19 protein-coding genes and 1 pseudogene are annotated in these 17,691 nt (G+C 67.0%); 2 read left to right on the forward strand and 18 right to left on the reverse strand.

The genetic code is table 11. The features are described 5' to 3' along the window. Positions 1 to 36 precede the first annotated feature (36 nt). Genes ABQF13_RS24560 through ABQF13_RS24570 form a run of 3 tightly spaced genes read right to left on the reverse strand, consistent with a single transcriptional unit; the run spans position 37 to position 1,378 of the window. A complete protein-coding gene (locus tag ABQF13_RS24560; RefSeq protein WP_448395413.1) occupies positions 37 to 438 on the reverse strand; it encodes an Rv3143 family two-component system response regulator in 402 nt (133 codons plus the stop codon). A 15-nt stretch (positions 439 to 453) separates the two neighbouring features. Beyond that, positions 454 to 987, reverse strand: a complete 534-nt coding sequence (locus ABQF13_RS24565; RefSeq protein WP_448395414.1) for a YceI family protein — start codon at positions 985 to 987, stop codon at positions 454 to 456. A 1-nt stretch (position 988) separates the two neighbouring features. Beyond that, positions 989 to 1,378, reverse strand: a complete 390-nt coding sequence (locus tag ABQF13_RS24570) for a nuclear transport factor 2 family protein (protein ID WP_448395415.1) — start codon at positions 1,376 to 1,378, stop codon at positions 989 to 991. Between the two features lie 50 nt (positions 1,379 to 1,428). Between ABQF13_RS24570 and ABQF13_RS24575 the strand changes: the two genes are divergently transcribed. After that, positions 1,429 to 2,064: a class I SAM-dependent methyltransferase gene (locus ABQF13_RS24575; RefSeq protein WP_448395416.1), complete on the forward strand. Its 636-nt coding sequence runs from the start codon at positions 1,429 to 1,431 to the stop codon at positions 2,062 to 2,064. A 21-nt stretch (positions 2,065 to 2,085) separates the two neighbouring features. Here the strand turns inward: ABQF13_RS24575 and ABQF13_RS24580 are convergent, their stop codons facing one another. The 11 genes from ABQF13_RS24580 to ABQF13_RS24630 all read right to left on the reverse strand — a co-directional run bounded on the left by ABQF13_RS24580 (position 2,086) and on the right by ABQF13_RS24630 (position 11,997). Continuing rightward, positions 2,086 to 2,448, reverse strand: coding sequence for a DUF6285 domain-containing protein (locus tag ABQF13_RS24580; RefSeq protein WP_448395417.1), 363 nt, complete (start codon positions 2,446 to 2,448; stop codon positions 2,086 to 2,088). Beyond that, a complete protein-coding gene (locus ABQF13_RS24585) occupies positions 2,445 to 3,404 on the reverse strand; it encodes a phosphotransferase family protein (protein WP_448395418.1) in 960 nt (319 codons plus the stop codon). Before ABQF13_RS24585 ends, ABQF13_RS24580 begins: the two co-directional genes overlap by 4 nt. Then, positions 3,401 to 4,639 carry an acyl-CoA dehydrogenase family protein gene (locus ABQF13_RS24590; RefSeq protein WP_448395419.1) on the reverse strand — a complete coding sequence of 413 codons (1,239 nt, stop codon included), beginning with the start codon at positions 4,637 to 4,639 and terminating at the stop codon, positions 3,401 to 3,403. Before ABQF13_RS24590 ends, ABQF13_RS24585 begins: the two co-directional genes overlap by 4 nt. A gap of 93 nt (positions 4,640 to 4,732) precedes the next feature. Further along, entirely contained in the window at positions 4,733 to 5,353 is a 621-nt protein-coding gene (locus tag ABQF13_RS24595; RefSeq protein ID WP_448395420.1) for a TetR/AcrR family transcriptional regulator, read from the reverse strand. Positions 5,354 to 5,360: 7 nt separating this feature from the next. Next, positions 5,361 to 6,266 (reverse strand): hydroxymethylglutaryl-CoA lyase, encoded by a 906-nt coding sequence (locus tag ABQF13_RS24600; protein ID WP_448395421.1) that lies wholly within the window; start codon positions 6,264 to 6,266, stop codon positions 5,361 to 5,363. Continuing rightward, positions 6,263 to 7,468: a CaiB/BaiF CoA transferase family protein gene (locus ABQF13_RS24605; RefSeq protein ID WP_448395422.1), complete on the reverse strand. Its 1,206-nt coding sequence runs from the start codon at positions 7,466 to 7,468 to the stop codon at positions 6,263 to 6,265. The genes ABQF13_RS24600 and ABQF13_RS24605 overlap by 4 nt, the downstream gene beginning before the upstream one ends. Further along, positions 7,465 to 8,646 carry an alpha/beta hydrolase family protein gene (locus ABQF13_RS24610; RefSeq protein ID WP_448395423.1) on the reverse strand — a complete coding sequence of 394 codons (1,182 nt, stop codon included), beginning with the start codon at positions 8,644 to 8,646 and terminating at the stop codon, positions 7,465 to 7,467. Before ABQF13_RS24610 ends, ABQF13_RS24605 begins: the two co-directional genes overlap by 4 nt. Then, positions 8,646 to 9,758: a homogentisate 1,2-dioxygenase gene (locus ABQF13_RS24615; protein WP_448395424.1), complete on the reverse strand. Its 1,113-nt coding sequence runs from the start codon at positions 9,756 to 9,758 to the stop codon at positions 8,646 to 8,648. The genes ABQF13_RS24610 and ABQF13_RS24615 overlap by 1 nt, the downstream gene beginning before the upstream one ends. A 65-nt stretch (positions 9,759 to 9,823) precedes the next feature. After that, a complete protein-coding gene (locus tag ABQF13_RS24620) occupies positions 9,824 to 10,213 on the reverse strand; it encodes a nitroreductase/quinone reductase family protein (protein WP_448395425.1) in 390 nt (129 codons plus the stop codon). A 14-nt stretch (positions 10,214 to 10,227) separates the two neighbouring features. Next, positions 10,228 to 11,391: an acyl-CoA dehydrogenase family protein gene (locus ABQF13_RS24625; protein WP_448395426.1), complete on the reverse strand. Its 1,164-nt coding sequence runs from the start codon at positions 11,389 to 11,391 to the stop codon at positions 10,228 to 10,230. 48 nt (positions 11,392 to 11,439) lie between these two features. Further along, positions 11,440 to 11,997 (reverse strand): TetR/AcrR family transcriptional regulator, encoded by a 558-nt coding sequence (locus ABQF13_RS24630; RefSeq protein ID WP_448395427.1) that lies wholly within the window; start codon positions 11,995 to 11,997, stop codon positions 11,440 to 11,442. A gap of 309 nt (positions 11,998 to 12,306) precedes the next feature. On the opposite strand from ABQF13_RS24630, the gene ABQF13_RS24635 reads away from it, so the two are divergent. Next, positions 12,307 to 13,284 carry an esterase family protein gene (locus ABQF13_RS24635; RefSeq protein ID WP_448395428.1) on the forward strand — a complete coding sequence of 326 codons (978 nt, stop codon included), beginning with the start codon at positions 12,307 to 12,309 and terminating at the stop codon, positions 13,282 to 13,284. 192 nt (positions 13,285 to 13,476) lie between these two features. Here ABQF13_RS24635 and ABQF13_RS24640 read toward each other — a convergent pair. From ABQF13_RS24640 to hisN, 4 genes and pseudogenes are all read right to left on the reverse strand, one after another. Further along, positions 13,477 to 13,992 (reverse strand): annotated as a pseudogene (locus tag ABQF13_RS24640) (alcohol dehydrogenase catalytic domain-containing protein); the annotation flags it as partial. A 122-nt stretch (positions 13,993 to 14,114) separates the two neighbouring features. Continuing rightward, complete coding sequence (locus ABQF13_RS24645; RefSeq protein WP_448395429.1) at positions 14,115 to 15,329, reverse strand: acyl-CoA dehydrogenase family protein; 1,215 nt, start codon at positions 15,327 to 15,329, stop codon at positions 14,115 to 14,117. A 34-nt stretch (positions 15,330 to 15,363) separates the two neighbouring features. Beyond that, complete coding sequence (locus tag ABQF13_RS24650) at positions 15,364 to 16,767, reverse strand: acyl-CoA dehydrogenase family protein (RefSeq protein ID WP_448395430.1); 1,404 nt, start codon at positions 16,765 to 16,767, stop codon at positions 15,364 to 15,366. 113 nt (positions 16,768 to 16,880) lie between these two features. Further along, entirely contained in the window at positions 16,881 to 17,669 is a 789-nt protein-coding gene (hisN, locus tag ABQF13_RS24655; protein WP_448395431.1) for a histidinol-phosphatase, read from the reverse strand. Between the last annotated feature and the right edge of the window lie 22 nt (positions 17,670 to 17,691).

A 17,691-nucleotide genomic window follows, 5' to 3' on the forward strand; every position in this document is an offset into this window, starting at 1 on the left:
ATAGGCAAGTGCGACAGTTTATTTGGTGATTTCTGGCTATCGCACCGGGGTGCGCAGCAGAGACACCACGGCATCGCCCAAGCGGATCGGATCGATCGGGTGGGGGACCGCGGCCTCCGCGCGCGACCACCGGGCCAGCCAGGCGTCGTCGACGCGGCCGGTGAGCACCAGGAGCGGTGGGCAGTCGGCGATCTCATCCTTGAGTTGTTTGGCGATGCCCATACCGCCGACGGGGGCGGCTTCCCCGTCCAGGATCACGAGGTCGAACCCGCCTTTGTCCATCTGCCGGATCACCATCGGACCAGTGGCAACGTCGAGGTAGGTCAACTCGGGCAGGTCGGGGTGCACCCGCTTGCCGAGTGCCAGCTGCACCTGTTCCCTGACTCGTGGGTTGTCGCTGTAAACGAGGATCCGCAACGGACGCGATGACTCGACCATGCGCCGATGGTACGGCTAGCCCACCCGCTGGAACACGATGTCGCCCGAGATCGCCGCGATGTCAACGATCATGCCCATCATGTTGCCGTCGACGCCGAACTCCTGGCGGTCGATTTGGACGCGGGTGCGAAGCTGCACCGTCCGGTCGTCGAGCACCGTGACGTGAGCAATGAGCTCCAGCGGTTTGGTGGTGCTTTTGATCGTGAGCTGCCCGCGCAACTCGACGGTGTCGACGCCCGTCGCTGTCAACCCATTGATCTCCACGGTGATGTCCGGGAATTTCTGCGCGTCGAAGAAGTCGGCGGAGTGCAGATGGGTGTCGCGCCTGCGGATTCCGGTCCGCAGCGACGCGGCTTTGATGCCGAGGCGGCCGAATATCGTTGGTCCGCCCGTGAGTTGAGCCTCACCGCTGATGTCGGTGAAGCGTCCTCTGACGGGCATCAGTCCCCACATCGACTTGACGTTGATCCCGAGGGTGGACCTGTCGGGTACGACGCGCCATTCGCCTGCCGACGCCGGATCGTCGAGGAGTTCCTGAACGCGTGTCATGTCACCTGCCGTCGAGTAGTGGGCTGATCTGCGCGGGGTCGAAGTATTCGTCGATGCGGCGGATCAGCCCGTCGGTTCCCACTTTGATCACGATGCAGACCCGCATGGCGATCAATCCGCCCTTGTTGCCGTTGGCGTGCAGGATGTGCTGCTGTACGAACCCGCCGTCGAATAGCTTGCGCTCGAGGATCTCGTAGCGACGGTCGGTCGTGGCGTTCATGAACCAGGTGATGACCCGCAGCGCCCGGTCCTTGTCGCGGTCGCGGTCGGCGACCTTCCAGACCACCACGTCGTCGCTCCACATCTGCCCAACAGCAGCGATGTCGCCCTTCTCGATGGCGGCGAACAGGCGATCGGCGACGTCGGCGACGACATCGGGGTCGGCGACCATATCGCTCCTCTCTTGACCTCAACAGGCGTTGAGGTTGAACACTTGGCGGCATGGATGTGACACCTACTCTCTCGCTATTCGACGACGCCTACAAGGCCGGTACCGCACCGTGGGTCATCGGCGAGCCGCAGCCCGCGGTCGTCGCCCTCGAACGGGCGGGCCTGATCCGGGGGAACGTACTCGACGTCGGCTGCGGCGCCGGCGAGCATACGATCGTGCTCGCCGGGCTGGGTTACGACGTGCTCGGCGTCGACTACGCCCCGTCGGCCGTCGACTACGCGCGCCGCAACGCCGCCGCCAAGGGCGTCGACGCGCGCTTCGAAGTCGCCGACGCAATGGATCTGGGATCTCAGCGTTACGACACCATCCTCGACAGCGCGCTGTTTCACATTTTCGACGCGGCGGACCGCGCGCGCTACGTGCGCAGCCTGCACGCGGCGTGCCGGGCCGGCGGGTTGGTCCATGTCCTGGCGCTGTCCGACCGGGGCCGCGGGTTCGGTCCGCAGGTCAGCGAAGCCGACATGCGGGGCGCGTTCGCCCAGGGCTGGACGCTGGACGGGCTAGCGGAGACCACCTACCGCGGTGTCGTGGCGCAGTCCCAGGCCGACGCCATCGGGTTGCCGCCAGGAACGGTCGTCGACGAGCCGGCCTGGCTCGCACGATTTCGGCGCGCTCATAGCCCGTGACGGGGCATAAGCGCGCCGAAATCACTCATTGGCGTAGCCCGGGTGGGTGATGTCGAGGCGGTGTCGCACCAGCGTGCGCAGCACCGGCAGCAACTCGGCGGCGCGCTTGTCGAGCTCACCGGCGCGGATCGCGGCGGCCAGTTGCGGTTCGTCTCGGTAACCGATGTCGGCCACTGCGGCGGTGACCTCGCCCGCGGAGGTGTCGAGCAGTTCGCGTTCGACGATGCGCAAGACGTTGGCCGCCACGCGCGCGTGGAAGTTGAGCTGCCCGGCGTCGGTGAACGGACTGTCCGGACCGGTGGCGCCGCGCACGTCGTTCTCCAAGAACCCGGCGACCGCGGCGACGAGTTCGGCCGCGGTCGGCCTACCGTACAGCCAGTTCATCGTGGGCCACCGCCTTCCAGCAGATCCAAGACGTCCCATTCGGTTTCGCTGACCCGGCGCCCGATCGCGGCGAGCTCGACCGACTCCGTCATGCCCGACAGATGCCGTTGGGCCTGATATCGGCAGATGACACCCCAGCGCAAGGTTGCGACGGCCAGCCACCACCGAAACGTGTCGCGGTCCAACGTCACCCCGGCCGCCGACTCGTAGGCCGACAGGAAGCTCTCGACGCTGCCCAGTCCGCCGGCGCCGAGGTCTTCGGCTGCGCCGAAGCGCCACGCCCGGATACAGAACCAGGCCAGGTCTTCATAGACCTCGCCGACGTGCACCAGTTCCCAGTCCAGCACCGCGGCCAGACCGTTGTCGTCGACGATCAGGTTGCCCATTCGAAAGTCGCCGTGCACCAATACCTGCGGCGTCGGGGCGGGACGGTTGCGTGCCAGCCAGCGAAACGCCCACTCGAATGTGGCTGTGGTGTCCCCCATCTCGTCGAGCCGGTCACGCCACTCGGAGAGCTGGTCCGACGGCGGCACGTCGATGCCCTGGTAGTCGGCGCGGTGGATCGCGGCCAGCGCGTCGGCGCATTGCTTCAGCAGTCGCTTGCGCCCGCCGTCGTCGAGGGTGCGGTAGATTCTGCGCACGATCGTCTCGCCGTCGATAGCATCGCAAATCAGGTACGGATTACCCAGCGCTGCAGGGGAGTTGTCGGCGGTCAGGATGCGGGGCACCGGTGCGTCGGCAGCTGCGGCGCGCTGTTGCACGGCGGCTTCCAGCTCCATGCTGGCGTGCACGTCGTCGGGTGGTCCGGTGCGCAGGATGAGCGCCAGGCGGGTATCGGTGACCGCGTCGAAGGCCCACGTGGTGCGGCTGGCGCCGCCGGTCAGCCTGTGCAGGTTCTCGACGACGACGTCGGTGCCGAGCACCGGCTGCAGCACCGACTCCAGGGCTTGTTTCACTTGCGGCCGAACCCGAAGAGCCGCTGCGCCACCCGGCGGATCTGAATCTCCTCGGCGCCTTCGGTGATGCGGTAGCGGCGATGGTGACGGTAGATGTGCTCGAACGGTTCGTGTCTGCTGTAGCCGACGCCGCCGAACACCTGCATGGCGCGATCGGCGGCCTCACACACCAGCCGGTTGGCGCGGTAATTGGCCATCGACACCTTGTCGGACACCTCCATGTGGTGGTTGCGGTCCAATTCCGTGGCGGCGTAGCGGACCAGCAGCCGCACCATCTGCGCCTCGGTCTGCAGTTCGACCAGCGGCCACTGCACCGCCTGGTTCACCGATAGCGGTTTGCCGAATACCCTGCGCTCGCTCGCATAGGCCACCGCCCGGTCGATGCAGTGCTGGGCGGCACCCAGGCTGCTGGCGGCCTGGCGGATCCTGTTCTCGTGCAGGAAGGTCTGGCCGACCTCGAGCCCGCGGTCGACCTCGCCGAGCACGGCGTCGGCGGGCACCCGGACATCGTTGAACTCGACCTCGCCGTGATCGGTCGGCATGTTGAACGTCCACCAGTAGTACGGCACCGTGACACCCGGGGTATCCATCGGAACCAGGAACGCCGTGATGCCGCGCGCCTGACCGTCCTCGCCAGAGGTGCGCGCGAACACCAGGTCGTGGGTGGCGCGGTGCACGCCGGTGTTGAACCGCTTGGCGCCGTTGATAACCCAGCTGTCGCCGTCGCGCACTGCGCGGGTCTCCATCCAGGTGGCGTCCGAGCCGTGGTTGGGTTCGGTGAGGCCGAATGCCATCGACCGCTCACCGGTGATCAGCGCCTCGGTCCAGACCTTCTTCTGGTCGTCGGTGCCGAACCGGTCCATCATGATGACCTGCGGGAAGTTGCCGACGATCGAGGATTCGTCCTGCAGGTCGTTGTGCAACCCAAGCCCTTTGTGTGCCAAGTGTTCCCGGATGACCGCCATGTCCAGGTTGGAGCCGTCGCGGCCGCCGAACTGTGCCGGCAATCCGTAGCGCAACCAGCCGGCCTTGTCGGCGCGTTGCCGCATCTCCGAAAGCAGGTCCTCCCACTCCCGCCTCGGGATACCGCCGTTGTCCCAGTCGGTGCGCGCATGCTCGCGGCGATGGTCGAAGTACTGGATGTGCTCGCGCTCCAGCGGCTTGATTTCGGCCTCGATGAAAGCATCCATCTCGGTGAGCAGGTTCTGCAGGCGGTCGGGGAGGGCGAAATCCACGGTGATTCCTTTCAATTGGTTCGCCCAGCGCACGGTTGTTCGCGGGTCCACTCGCGATTTGTGTACAACAACCGTGCGCTGGGCGGCATTGGGCTAGCGGCCATACAGCGTCTTCTTCCAGATCTTGGCCAGCGTGGCTATCGCGTCCTCGTCGGTGAGTTCGAGGTCCAGACCCGAGCCGCCGACGAAGACGGTGGTGAAGTTCTCGAACAGCAGCGCGATCGCGGCCGCGGTATGTTCGGGATCGAGGTCCTCAGCGTAGCCCTGCGCCTGCGCACGGCATACGGAGGCGGCGACGACGTCCATGCCGAGCCGGCGAAACTCGTTCTGTACGAGGGCGAACCGTGGTTGGGTGGCGGCGAGTTGGGCGACCGCGATCATGATGCCGATGTTCTGCTTGAACATGTTCCAGTAGCCGGTGACGACCGAGCGGAAGAACGCGTCGTCATCGGGCGAGTCAGGCAGCGTCAGGTTCGAGCCCGACGGCTCCACCACGTCGTGCAGAAAGGACTGCGCGAGCGTGGCCAGCAGGTCTTCCTTGTCGGCGAAGTAGCGGTAGAACGCTGCGGGCGACTTACCCGCCGCCGAGGTGATGTCGCTGAGCGTGGTGCCGTGAAACCCGCGTTCAGCGAACAGTTTTCGGGCTGCCCGCTCGATGGTCTCCCGGGTCTGGCGACCCTTGGCGCTGAGTGTCGCAGATGTCGCCGTGGCCACGTCGGTCTCAGCCCAGTATCCGGTCGCCGGCGCGCAACAGCGAGCTGGGTAGCTCATGTCCGACGACGCGCTGCGCGACTTCGGCGGCTGCGATCGCGGACGGGAGGTCCACGTCGACGTGGATTCCGCTGTCACGCAACAGATACACCAGGTCCTCGGTGGCGATGTTGCCGCTGGCACCCGGCGCGAAGGGGCAGCCGCCGAGCCCGCCGGAGGACGCGTCGAGCCGGGTGATCCCGGCGCAGACCGCGGCGTAGGCGCTGGCCAGCCCGGCGCCGCGGGTGTTGTGGAAGTGCGCCCCAAGGGGGCGGTCACCGACGAACGGGCGGATCCGGTCGATGAGCTCGGTGACCCGCCGCGGCGTGGTGGTGCCGATGGTGTCGGCGATGGCGAGCCGGTCCACCCCGGCGTCGGTTGCCGCGGCCACGATGTCGACGACGCGCTGCGGCGGGGTCGGCCCGTCGAACGGGCAGTCCCACGCGGTGGCGATGATGACTTCGACGGATACCCCGCTGTCGTGGGCGATCGCGACGATCTCGGCGATCTGCGCGGTCGCCTCCGCGGTGCTGCGCCCGACGTTGGCGCGGCTGTGCCCGTCGGTCGCCGAGACCACGTACTCGATCGACGACAGCCCTGCGGTGATCGCGCGCTTGGCGCCGTTGGGGCTGGCGACCAGCGCGGAGAACTCGATGTCGGGGAAGTTGTGCAGCTGCGCGGCGAGCTCGGCCGCGTCGGCCAGCGCGGGCACTTTGGTGGGCGAGACGAACGCCGTCGCCTCCATCTCACGCACGCCGGTGGCGGCCACGGCGGCCAGCAGTTCGAGCTTGGCCGCCAACGGAATGGGATCTTCGATCTGCAGACCGTCGCGCAGCGAGACGTCGCGGATGTCGACATGGTCGGGTAGCTCGCTCACAGCGTTCCTTCCGCCCGCAGCGCATCGAGTTCGTCGGCAGACTTGCCGAGCAGGCCGCGGTAGATCTCATCGTTGTGCTGGCCGGGGGCGGCCGAGCCGGCATTGCGCACCGTGCCCGGGGTGTCGGAGAGCACCGGCACGATCCCGGGCCCCAGCACCGAGCGTTCGACGCGTTCGTCCCAGTGCTCGACCAGCATGCCGCGCGACCGCAGCTGCGGGTCCTCGACAACCTCGGCGACGGTGTTGATGGGGCCGGCGATCACCCCAGCGGCGCTGAGGGTTTCGATGATGTCGTCGGGGGCCCGCTCCGCCGCCCAGTCGCCGATGATCCTGTCGAGTTCGTCCTGGTTGCGGCCTCGGGCGCCGTGGTCGGCGAACCGGTGGTCGGTGGCGAGTTCGGGGCGGCCCATCGCGCCGCAGAGCCGGCGGAACACGGTGTCCTGGTTGGCCGCGATCACCACCCAGCTGCCGTCGGCGCTGCGGTAGATGTTCGACGGCGCAATGCCTTCGAGCCGGGTGCCCGACGGCCCTCGGACCACCCCGCCGACGTCGTAGTCGGGAATCGTGGACTCCTGCACCGCCAAACACGCCTCGGTCAGTGCGGCGTCGACGACCTGGCCCTCACCGGTGACCGTGCGGCGGTACAGCGCGGCCAACGCGCCCTGCGCGGCGAACATGCCCGCGAGGCTGTCGCCCAGCGACAGCGCCAGCCGCGGCGGTGGGCCGCCGGGAAAGCCGTTCATGTGCCGCAGCCCACTGGCCGCCTCGGCGACCGAGGCATATCCGGCCTTGTGGGCCTCGGGTCCGGTCTGCCCGTAGCCGGAGACGCGGACCAGGATGATGCCGCGGTTGCGCTCGCGCAGCACGTCGTAGCCGAGGTTCCACTTCTCCAGCGTGCCCGGCCGGAAGTTCTCCACGATGAGGTCGGAGCGCTCGACCAGCTCGAGAAATAGCGCCCGACCGGCCTCGGTGCGCAGGTTGAGCGTGACGGCCTTCTTGTTGCGCGCGTGCACCGTCCAGAAGAAGCGGTGCCCGTCGAGTTCAGCCTGGCCCCAGGTGCGCAACGGGTCGGGCGCTCCTGGCGGCTCGATCTTGATCACCTCGGCCCCCATGTCGCCGAGCAGGCGCCCGGCGAACGGCCCGGAGATCAGCGTGCCGACCTCGATGACCCGGATACCGTCGAGCGGACCAGCCACGCTCATAGCGAGAACCCGTGCCTGTGCAGCCAGTCGGTGACGACGCCGACCGCGGCGCGCAGTTTGTCGCGCTGGTCGGCGCCCGCGTAGTAATGGTTCGCGCCAGGGATCTCGTGCATCTCCTTGTCATGATGCCCGATCGCCTCGAAGAGTCTGCGGGTATGGCTCGGCGTGCACGCGTCGTCGGCCAGGTTGCCGATCACCAGCGTCGGCACCGCGATGTCGGCACCGCACTTGACGGCGTCGCCGTTGGCGTCGTCGTAACTCCACTGCGACAACCAACTGCGCAGCGTGCAGAACCGGGCCAGGCCGACGGGGCTGTTGTTGACCACCTGCGGGTCGCCCAGATAGCAGGTGCCGGGCGCGCGTTCGTTGGGATCGACGGCCGGGTCCAGCCAGCGCGGGTCGGCCATCGTGCCGTGCACGACGAACGCGAACTCGTCATCGGGCCGGCCGTCAGCGGCCAGTTTGGCTAGTTTTTCCCTGACCCACTTGGTGATTCGGCGGTTGCGGTCGATCTGCGCTTGGCGGTAGCGGGCCAGGAACTCCTGGGTGTAGGGCGGCTGGTTGGGGTTGTCCGGGTTGTACAGATCCAACTCGGGATCGCGTTTGGACGGGTCGAACTCGTCGAGGATCGACGCGTCGAGCCACTCGGTCATGGTGCCGTGGCGGCTGATGTGGGCGGCCAGCAGCATCAGCGCGTCGGCGGGGATCAGGCCGAGCTTGGTCAGGTCCGGGCCGTCGCCGGACGGGCTGGCCGTAATCGTGGGGTGTTGGGCCTGCTGCTGGTAGAACACCGACAGCGACCCGCCGCCGCTCCACCCGGCCAGCACGACCTTTTCGTAGCCCAACCGGTTCTTGGCGTCCTTGATGCACTCGCCGAGGTCCTCGACGACCTTCTCCATCAGCAGCGCCGAGTCGGTGCCCCGAAACCGGCTGTTGCAGTAGATGACGTGATGGCCTGCTCGGGCCAGGCCGTTCATCATCGGCAGGTACGCGCCGCCGCCGATCGGGTGCATGAACACCAGCACGGTATCGGACGGCTTGGCCTTGGGCCGCAATAGGTGGCTTTCCAGCACCACCAACTCGGCCACCCCGCCGTACACGTCGCGCACACCCGAGTTGTTCTGGTATGCAACGAGATAGGGGATACGCTCGTATTCGTGCTTCACCGCGGTTGTCATCAGTGTTGCCCCAGGTCGTTGGCGAGAACTTCCTCCGACGGGACGAGTCGGCGTCGGGTGTCGACGGCGATCACCGACCAGTCGACCCGCTGGTGGTCGTCGAACTTGCGCCGCGCTCGCTCGCGAGCCTTCTCCGGTGCGCCGTGGTGAACACCTTGCGGCGCATGCGAAATCAACCCGGGTGGCATCGGGATGCCGTAGAGCGATCCGCCGTGGAAGAACGCGATCTCGTCGTAGTCGACGTTGCGGTGATACCACGGGGTGCGTTCGGTCCCTGGCACGCTCTCGGCGGGTTTGGGCAGGAAGTTCATCACGTAGACACCGGTGGCCTCCATGAATAGGTGCACGGTCGGCGGCAGGTGCACGCTGTCGGAGGTGACCACGTTGTAGTCCTCGATGTTGAACGTGAACGCGAAGTTGTCCCCGCGCCACCCTTCGACGTCGAGCGGATGGTGTTGGTAGTAAAGCGATGTCGGCCCGCCGGGTACCGACGGGTGGATCAGCCGCACCTCGTATTCGCCGTCGACGGTCGGGCCCGCACCGTCCTCTGACGGGGCGGGCTCCGGAATCGTGGCCTGCGACGGGTCGAACGGAAAATGGCGTCCGAGCTGGCCCGGTGGTGGCACCCGGAACTCGTCGGTGGCTTGCACCATCAGCATGGTGGTCTCGGATTCGGGCACTTGCCGCCACGTGCACGCCTTGGGCAGGTACACCCAATCGCCGGTGCGGTAGGTCAGCGGGCCGAACTCGGTCTCGAACAAGCCCGCTCCGGCATGTACGAAGCACAGCAGATCGCCGTCCACGTACCGGGTGTAGAACGGCATCGGCTCACCGCGCCGACTCAACGACACCCGGCAATCGGGGTTGGAGAACAGCAATAGCGGGCCGCCGGCCGCGTCGGTGGCGTCGCTGGGCTTGAGCTCGCTGGACAACACGTCGAGAGGCCGCAGCGGCCCCTTGCTGCGGTAGGCGGTGGGATCGTTGCGGCGATACATGTTCGCCGTGCGGCCGGTGAACCCGCCGCGCCCCAACTCGTCGTCCTTCAGCCCGTCGAGGTCGGCGTGTAACCGCCGCGGCGTTCGGCCTTTGCGCAGGTGGACGAATGATTCCATGGCGACTCCCTCGACGTGGCCGGTACAGAACTAAAACTGACTTTAGTTTTAGTTCCGGTGTCCGGTCAATCGGTGAGGTCGACGCGCACGGTGAGCAGGTTGGTGCCAAACGTGCGCACGCCCAAGCTGTTGAACCCAGGCAGCGACTGCAGCCGCTCGTGCGGGTCGTCGTCGGGCATCAGATGCGCGACGCCGTTGTGCCAGCGCCCGTTGAGCCGCACCCGCACGTTGGGGTTGGCCTTGATATTGCGGATGTAGTGAGACTTGTCCCCGAACTCCGAGACGAACCAGAACTGGTCGCCGACGCGCTTGCCGCCCAACGGGGTCTGGCGCGGCTGGCCGGTCTTGCGGCCGGTGGTCTCCAGCAGGGTTTGGAACGGCATCAGTCGCGTCAACCGGTTCGCGACGTTCTTCTGGAAGAGCATCGTGATCTTGTCGCGTAGGTCCTTGGCCATGGTTCCCCTTCGGTCTAGATCATTGCGGTGCGTGACACTTTCATACCCAGTCTGAGGGCGCCGGCCAGTTCGCGGCTGGTGTCGTAGTCGAACACCACGTGCCCGGCGATCACATCGACGTCGCGCCTGATGCGTTGCAGCGCGTTGTCCACGAAGTGCGCGCTCGCGCCCGACGCTTCCAGGACCAAACCGATCACCGCGCGCGATTCGGCCACGATGTGCGCGGCGGCCAGGCGCGCCGCCGCGCGCACCGGCCGCCCGATCTCATCGCCTGCGCCGAGGCCGGTTTCGATCTCGCCGACCGTGTCGGCCAGCAGGGCGCGCAGCGCGCGCAACCGCACCTCGGCCTCGGCGAGCCGGGCCTGGGCGATCGGTTTGTCCTTCTGCATGACGCCCTCATAGGCCAGCATGCGCGCCGAAAGCCGTTCGGCGTAGATCTGGACAGCGCGTTCGGCGCTGCCCAGCGCGGGCATGGCCGCCAGCAACGCCAATGCGGGCACCATCGGCCACCGGTAGGTGTCACCGTCGTGCAGGGCGGCGCCGGGCGCGGTGCCGGTATAGATGTCGACGACCCGCACGAGGCGGTGCTCGGGTACGAACGCGTCGGCGATCACCACGTCATTGGAGCCGGTGGCGCGCATGCCGTCGGTGTGCCAGACGTCATCGATGGTCACCGCGTCGATGGGCAGCAGCGCCAGCGCGGGGTAGATGGCGTCGTCCGGCCCGCACAATGCTCCGACGATGATCCAGTTGCCGTCCATCACTCCGGTGGCCCAGGACCATCGGCCGCTCACGCGCACCCCGCCAGTAACCGGCACACCGCGTCCGGTGGGTGCCAGGGGAGCGGGGGCCAAAAATGGGCGCGTCGCGAACGCCTCCTGCTGGGCCCGTTCGTCGAACAGCGCGAGCATCCAGTTGTGCAGGGCGTAGAAACCGATCGTCCACGCGCTCGAGGCGCAACCGTGCGCCATCCGGCGCACCGGGTCGAGCAGCGAGGGAAACGCGCCCTGTTCACCGCCGTAGCGCGCGGGCACCAACAACTCCGTGAAACCGGTCGCCGTGAAGTCGCTGACCGTGTCGGCCGGCAGCCGCCGCAGCCGCTCGGCTTCGACGGCGCGATCGGCGAGTTTGGCCACGAACTCGCTGGTAATCGCGTCGGCTGCGGAGAACGTGGGCATATCGGCGGACGCTACCATACTTTTTTGTATGGAAAGCGGGTGTGCGGGTCAGCGCCGCAGCATGATGTCGAGGAAACGTTCCCGCTGGTCGGCCGCCCGGGAACTGGGCCGACGACCGGACAGGTGCAGAAAGCCGATACCGGCGGCGAAGGTGGCGTTGGCACGCAGGTCGGCTTCGTTGGCGTCGAACCCGTGATCACGAAACGCCTGCCGGACCGCGTCCAACACACGTTGATCCGAGGCGCGCACGCTGGCGGCCACCGCCGGATCGGTGCGGGCCCACTCGCGCATCGCCCGTTCCAATGTCCAGTGCCGCGGCGTCACCAGGGACGCCATCATCTGCGACAGTCGCGCGCGTGGCGGCATGCCACTCGCGTCGGCGAAGAACCGTCGATCCTCGTCGCGCAGTTCGCCCCACGCCTTCACGAGCGCGGCGCGATAGCTGGCCATATCGGAGAAATGCCAGTAGAAGCTGCCTTTGGTGGCCCCGACGCGGGCACACAGCCGGTCGAGCTTGAGGGCCTTGATGCCTTCCTCGGCCAAGATCGTGTAGCCGGCTTCGATCCAGCTGTCCACCGACAGCCGCGACACCCGCTCATTAGCCATGAACCGCAGCCTACGACCCCAAAACGAGCCCCACCGGGCCCTCGATCACCGCGTTGTTGCGGGCCGATTCGCAGAGTAGGTTGGCGCAGGCAAATCAGCAGTCGTGGCCGGTCGGGCTTTCTCACATGCTGGTCACATGTTTTACTGCTCACGCGACAACTGAAGTTTCTCGGTCCGTTCGACGGCCCCGGGGCAGTCGAGCGGGCACGACGACGCAGTGAAGACATCGCTGCGCCGTCGATGGCGATCGCTCGATCGCCGGGGAATGGGGTGTTAACCCGGTAGACCGGAAATGGATGGAATTGCAGTATGAGCGTCATTGACAAGATCCGTGGCCCATGGGCCCGTCGGTTCGCGGTGGCCGCGGTAGCGGCGGCTGTGATGCCCGGCCTGCTGGGCCTCACCGGAAACACCGCCACCGCCGAGGCGTTCTCCCGGCCTGGCTTGCCGGTGGAGTACCTGATGGTGCCGTCACCATCGATGGGCCGGGATATCAAGGTCCAGTTTCAGCCCGGCGGCCCGCATGCGGTGTATCTGCTCGATGGTCTGCGTGCCCGCGACGACTACAACGGCTGGGATATGGAGACCCAGGCGTTCGAGTGGTTCTACGAATCGGGCCTTTCGGTCGTCATGCCGGTCGGCGGACAGTCCAGCTTCTACAGCGACTGGTACCAGCCGGCGTGCGGCAACAACGGCTGCCAGACCTACAAGTGGGAAACCTTCCTGACCAGTGAGCTGCCGCAGTGGCTGTCCGCCAACCGGGGCATCTCGACCACCGGCAACGCCGCAGTCGGCCTGTCGATGTCGGGTAACTCGGCGATCATCCTGTCGGTCTACCACCCCGACCAGTTCATCTACGCCGGAGCGCTGTCGGCGTTCCTCAACCCGTCCGAGGGCACCTGGCCGTTCCTGATCAACATGGCGATGGGTGATGCCGGCGGGTTCGACGCCAACGACATGTGGGGCAGGACCGAGGACCCCAACAGCGCGTGGCTGCGTAACGACCCGATGGTGCAGATTCCCAAAATTGTCGCCAACGGCACCCGCCTCTGGGTGTACTGCGGTAACGGCACGCCCAACGAGCTGGGTGGGGCGAACCTGCCCGCCGAGTTCCTCGAGGGTCTGACGATCCGCACCAACATCACGTTCCGCGACAACTACATCGCCGCGGGCGGCAACAACGGCGTGTTCAACTTCCCGCCGTACGGCACCCACAGCTGGGAGTACTGGGGCCAGCAGCTGCAGGAGATGAAGCCTGACCTGCAGCGCTACCTCGGCGCCGCCTGACGGTTCAACACAACGCGAAGATCCCCGGTTGTGCTCGGTTCGCCCGAGCGCCGGGGATCTTTGCGTCGGCGTGCGTCAGAACCCGCCGGCCACCCGCACCACCGCGCGCCCGGAGTACTGCCCGCCACGAATCTCGTCGAGCACCCCCACGACGTCCTTGACGTCGACATCGCGGGCGTAATCCGAGAGGTGTGCTGGCTTCAGCGGACCGACGCTGACCGAGCCGACGCCGCCCGTCGCGCCGGTGACCACCACCGGCCCGTCGTCCGGTGTGACGCCGTGGCGCTGCAGCGCCTACACGCTCATCGCGGCGGTGAAGCCGGCCGTGCCGATCGCGGCGCCCTCGCGTGGGCTCAACCCGCCGAGTTTGACGACCCAGTCGGCAGGAAGCCGGGCGTACTCGGCGTAGCCGCCGTGGCGCCCGGTGCCGATGTCGTAGCCGTGGGCCAGCACCGCGTCGCCGACCGCGAACTCATTGGAGGTCGACGCCACGACCTCGCCGGCGAGATCGATGCCCGGCACGATCGGGTAGTCGCGCACCACACCGCCTTTGGGGGTGAGTGCCAGCGCATCCTTGTAGTTGGCGCTGGAATAGAGCACGCGGATCGTCAGGTCGCCGGGGGGCAACGCCGATTCGTCCAGCGTCTGGACTTGCGTTTCGATGCGATCTTCGACCTGCTGCGCGACCAGCGCCTGAAAGCTCTCCATGGCTCTCGACGTTAGTCGCCGCATGCTTTTCTTCGGCGAGCAGACGCAAAGTCGCATGAATCTTGGCGGATTTGTACGACTTTGCGTCTGCTCGCCAGAGGAGGTGCTCGGCCTAGAAGTAGTTACTTCAGTTCGGCCGAGGACAGGCCCAACAACCGGCGCGCCACCACAAGCAACTGGATCTGCTGGGTGCCCTCGAAAATGTCGAGGATCTTGCTGTCGCGCGCCCACTTCTCCAGCAGGGTCTGCTCCGAATAGCCGACAGTGCCGGCCAATTCGACGGCCTTGAGGGTGACGTCGCTGGCGACACGGCCCGCCTTGGCCTTGCCCATCGACGCTTCCTTGGAGTTGGGGATGTCGTTGTCGGCCTGCCATGCCGACCGCACCATCAACAGATAGGCAGCCTCCCAGTCGGATTCCATCCGCAAGAACTCCGCGGCCGGGGCGCGCTGGGCGTGCGACGGCTTGTCGTAGGAGATCTCCACCCCGGCCTCGGTGAGGATCTTGCGGAGTTCCTCCAGTGTGGCGCGGGCGATGCCGACGGCCATCGCGGCCACGACCGGGCGGGTGTTGTCAAAGGTCTCCATGACCCCGGCAAAACCCTTCTCCACGTGGATTTCCGGGCTGCCGAGCAAGTTGTCCTTGGGGATGCGGGCGTTGTCGAACCGGATCACCGCGGTGTCGGAGGCCTTGATGCCCAGCTTGTCCTCGAGCCGTTCCACGGTGACACCGGGGTGCTCGCGCGGAACGATGAACGACTTGATCGCCGCCCGGCCCAACGACTTGTCCAGCGTCGCCCACACCACGATGTGGGTCGCCCGGGATCCGGCGGTGACGAAGATCTTCTCGCCGTTGATCACGTACTCGTCACCGTCGAGGGTGGCCGTCGTCGACACCGCAGCCGAGTCGGAGCCGAAGTCGGGTTCGGTGATGGCCATCGCCGCCCAGACGTCCTTGCCGAGCCGCTCCAGCTGCTCGGGGGTGGCCACGCTACTGATCGCGGCGTTGCCGAGCCCTTGACGCGGCACCGACAGCATCAATGCCACATCACCCCAACTGATCTCCATCACGTTGAGCACCGCGGACATGTTGGCGCCGTTGTGGTTTGCAGCCCTGGGCTCGTCACCTTCGCGGAACGCCTCGGCGCCGGCGAACGCGATGGTCTTGGCCTCAGAGATGCCCTCGAACAGGGTGGCCAACGTGTCGAGCTCGACAGGGTATTCGTGCTCGCGCAGATCCCACTTGCGCGAGATCGGCCGCAGCATCTCCGCGGCGCCCTGATGGGCCTTCTCGATGACCGCCTCGAGCTTCTTCGGCAGTTCCAGATTGATTGCCATGATTCGTCTTTCGGATAGGCCAGGTAAGTGTCAACTAGATGAGCACGACGCCTTCGGCGACGCCGATCGCGCGCAGATCGCGGTACCAGCGTTCGACGGGGTGTTCCTTGGTGTAGCCGTGGCCACCGAGGAGCTGCACGCCGTCGAGGCCGATCTGCATGCCCTTGTCGGCGCCGAGGCGCTTGGCCAGCGCGGCTTCCCGGGCGAACGGCAGCCCCTGATCGGCGCGGGATGCTCCGCGCCAGGTGATCAGCCGCAGCCCGTCGAACTCGATCGCCATGTTCGCGCACATGAACGCCACCGCCTGCCGGTGCGCGATCGGCTCACCGAACGCGTGCCGCTCCTTGACGTAGGGCACCACGTAGTCGAGCACCGCGTGCGCGGTGCCGACCGCCAGCGCCGCCCAGCCCAGCCGCGACAGCGCGACGGCCTCGGAGTAGTCGCGGTCTAAGTCAGCCGGTGGCGCCTCCTCCTCGCCCAGCCGCGCCGACAGCGGCACCTTCACCCCGTCCAGGGTGACCCGGCCGAGTGCCGCGGCGCGGATGCCCATGCTGGGATCGGCCGTCACGCTGAGCCCCTCAGCTGACGACTCGACGATGAACAGCGCCGGCTTGCCGGCCAGTTGTGCTGCCACGATGAAGATTTCGGCGGCCGCCGCGGCAGGAACCAGCGACTTGACGCCGTCGAGGCGGTAGCCGCTGGGGGTGCGCACCGCCGTCGTCTTCAGCGCCGTCGGATCGAAAAGAGCATGCGGTTCGGCGATCGCCACGCAGCCTTGGGGGACGTTCTCGCCGGCGAACTCCTTGAGGTAGGTCGCCTGCTGATCGGCGCTGCCCCAGTGGGTGAGGGCCGACGCGACACCGGCGGGCGCCAGGATGGGCAGCGCCAACCCCATGTCGCCGTAGGACAGCGCCTCGGCGACCAGCACGTTGGTGACCGCCGCCCGATGCCCAGCGATCCCGTCGAAGTTCTCGGGCACGTTGATCGCGGTGATCCCGATCTCGGCGGCCTTGCTGACGAGATCGTCGGGATACGACGCGGAATCGTCGGCTTCGCGGGCGGCCGGGCGCATCACCTCTTCGGCGAACTGGTTGACCGTCTCGACGATCATCTGCTGTTCGTCGTCGGGGGTCAGGTCGAAGTAGTCGGAGCCACTGGTCTTCAGCCGCGTCGGGCCGCTGGTGCTGCCCGACACCCGCTTGAACTGCCGAGTGGCCGCGCCGGCGACCGAGAACGCCTGTTTGACGCCGTACCTCAGGCCACGGTTGAGCGGATCACGCAGCTTGTAGCGGTCGAGGAACTCCTGACCGACCAGCGGCGTCACCAGGGCCAGGCCCAGGTCGGTCACGGTGCGCTTGTGTTTGTGCAGGCCGACGGCGCTTTCCTTGCCGGTGCGCCGGGGCTTTGATCCGTTTTTCGACGGCAGGGTATTGGTCATTTTCAGCTGCCTCGCTATGGGAATTGTCGTTCGCGCTTACCGAACTGACTCCAGAGTAAGGTATCGGAACTGACTCTTGAGTAAGATCGTTGGCTTTGTAGCGCACCTCACAGCTACGGCGCAGAAAGCCTGGCCAGGACCGCTTCGTGCAACAGGCCGTTGCTGGCCACCGCGCTGCCGCCGTGCGGACCGGATTTCCCGGCCAGGTCAGTGAAGGTGCCGCCGGCTTCCCGCACCAGGATGTCGAGGGCGGCCAGATCCCACAGCGACACTTCGGGTTCAGCGGCGATGTCGACGGCCCCCTCCGCCAGCAGGCAGTAGGACAGGAAGTCGCCGTAGCCCCGCACCCGCCACACGTCGTCGGTCAACCCGATGAAGTGCTCGCGCAGTCCACGCACCGCCCAACCCGACAGGCTGGAGAACGACAGGCTCGCCGAACCCAGGTCGTCGACCTTCGACACCCGCAGCCGCCGCTCGGGTTGCGCGCCCGCGCGTGCATAGGCGCCGTGCTCCGCACGTGCCCACCAACGTCGTTGCAGCGCAGGGGCACTCACCACACCGAGCACCGGGATGCCGTCCTGCAGCAGGGCCAGCAGCGTCGCCCACACCGGCACCCCGCGGACGAAGTTCTTGGTGCCGTCGATCGGGTCGACCACCCACTGGCGCCCGGTGAACTCCGTGGTGCCGCCGAACTCTTCGCCGAGCACCGCATCGTCGGGCCGGTGTTCACCAAGCCGTCCGCGGATCATCGACTCGACATCGAGGTCGGCGTCGGTGGCCGGCGTCAGGTCCGGTTTGGTTTCCACGACAAGGTCGACGGCACCGAAGCGGGCGGTCGTCAACGCATCGGCCTCATCGGCGAGCGTCAGCGCCAACGTCAGGTCATCGGCCTCGGAACTCATGCTGTGGTCCTACCATGTCGGT

It is taken from the genome of Mycolicibacterium sp. XJ879, assembly GCF_053483935.1.

Excerpts from the sequence above, each read along its gene's own strand:
- ABQF13_RS24645 (WP_448395429.1), bottom strand. The coding sequence starts at position 15,329 with ATGGCAATCAATCTGGAACTGCCGAAGAAGCTCGAGGCGGTCATCGAG.
- hisN (WP_448395431.1), bottom strand. The coding sequence starts at position 17,669 with ATGAGTTCCGAGGCCGATGACCTGACGTTGGCGCTGACGCTCGCCGAT.
- ABQF13_RS24620 (WP_448395425.1), bottom strand. The coding sequence starts at position 10,213 with ATGGCCAAGGACCTACGCGACAAGATCACGATGCTCTTCCAGAAGAAC.
- ABQF13_RS24560 (WP_448395413.1), bottom strand. The coding sequence starts at position 438 with ATGGTCGAGTCATCGCGTCCGTTGCGGATCCTCGTTTACAGCGACAAC.
- ABQF13_RS24615 (WP_448395424.1), bottom strand. The coding sequence starts at position 9,758 with ATGGAATCATTCGTCCACCTGCGCAAAGGCCGAACGCCGCGGCGGTTA.
- ABQF13_RS24575 (WP_448395416.1), top strand. The coding sequence starts at position 1,429 with ATGGATGTGACACCTACTCTCTCGCTATTCGACGACGCCTACAAGGCC.
- ABQF13_RS24630 (WP_448395427.1), bottom strand. The coding sequence starts at position 11,997 with ATGGCTAATGAGCGGGTGTCGCGGCTGTCGGTGGACAGCTGGATCGAA.
- ABQF13_RS24580 (WP_448395417.1), bottom strand. The coding sequence starts at position 2,448 with ATGAACTGGCTGTACGGTAGGCCGACCGCGGCCGAACTCGTCGCCGCG.
- ABQF13_RS24565 (WP_448395414.1), bottom strand. The coding sequence starts at position 987 with ATGACACGCGTTCAGGAACTCCTCGACGATCCGGCGTCGGCAGGCGAA.
- ABQF13_RS24635 (WP_448395428.1), top strand. The coding sequence starts at position 12,307 with ATGAGCGTCATTGACAAGATCCGTGGCCCATGGGCCCGTCGGTTCGCG.
- ABQF13_RS24625 (WP_448395426.1), bottom strand. The coding sequence starts at position 11,391 with ATGCCCACGTTCTCCGCAGCCGACGCGATTACCAGCGAGTTCGTGGCC.
- ABQF13_RS24605 (WP_448395422.1), bottom strand. The coding sequence starts at position 7,468 with ATGAGCGTGGCTGGTCCGCTCGACGGTATCCGGGTCATCGAGGTCGGC.
- ABQF13_RS24650 (WP_448395430.1), bottom strand. The coding sequence starts at position 16,767 with ATGACCAATACCCTGCCGTCGAAAAACGGATCAAAGCCCCGGCGCACC.
- ABQF13_RS24610 (WP_448395423.1), bottom strand. The coding sequence starts at position 8,646 with ATGACAACCGCGGTGAAGCACGAATACGAGCGTATCCCCTATCTCGTT.
- ABQF13_RS24570 (WP_448395415.1), bottom strand. The coding sequence starts at position 1,378 with ATGGTCGCCGACCCCGATGTCGTCGCCGACGTCGCCGATCGCCTGTTC.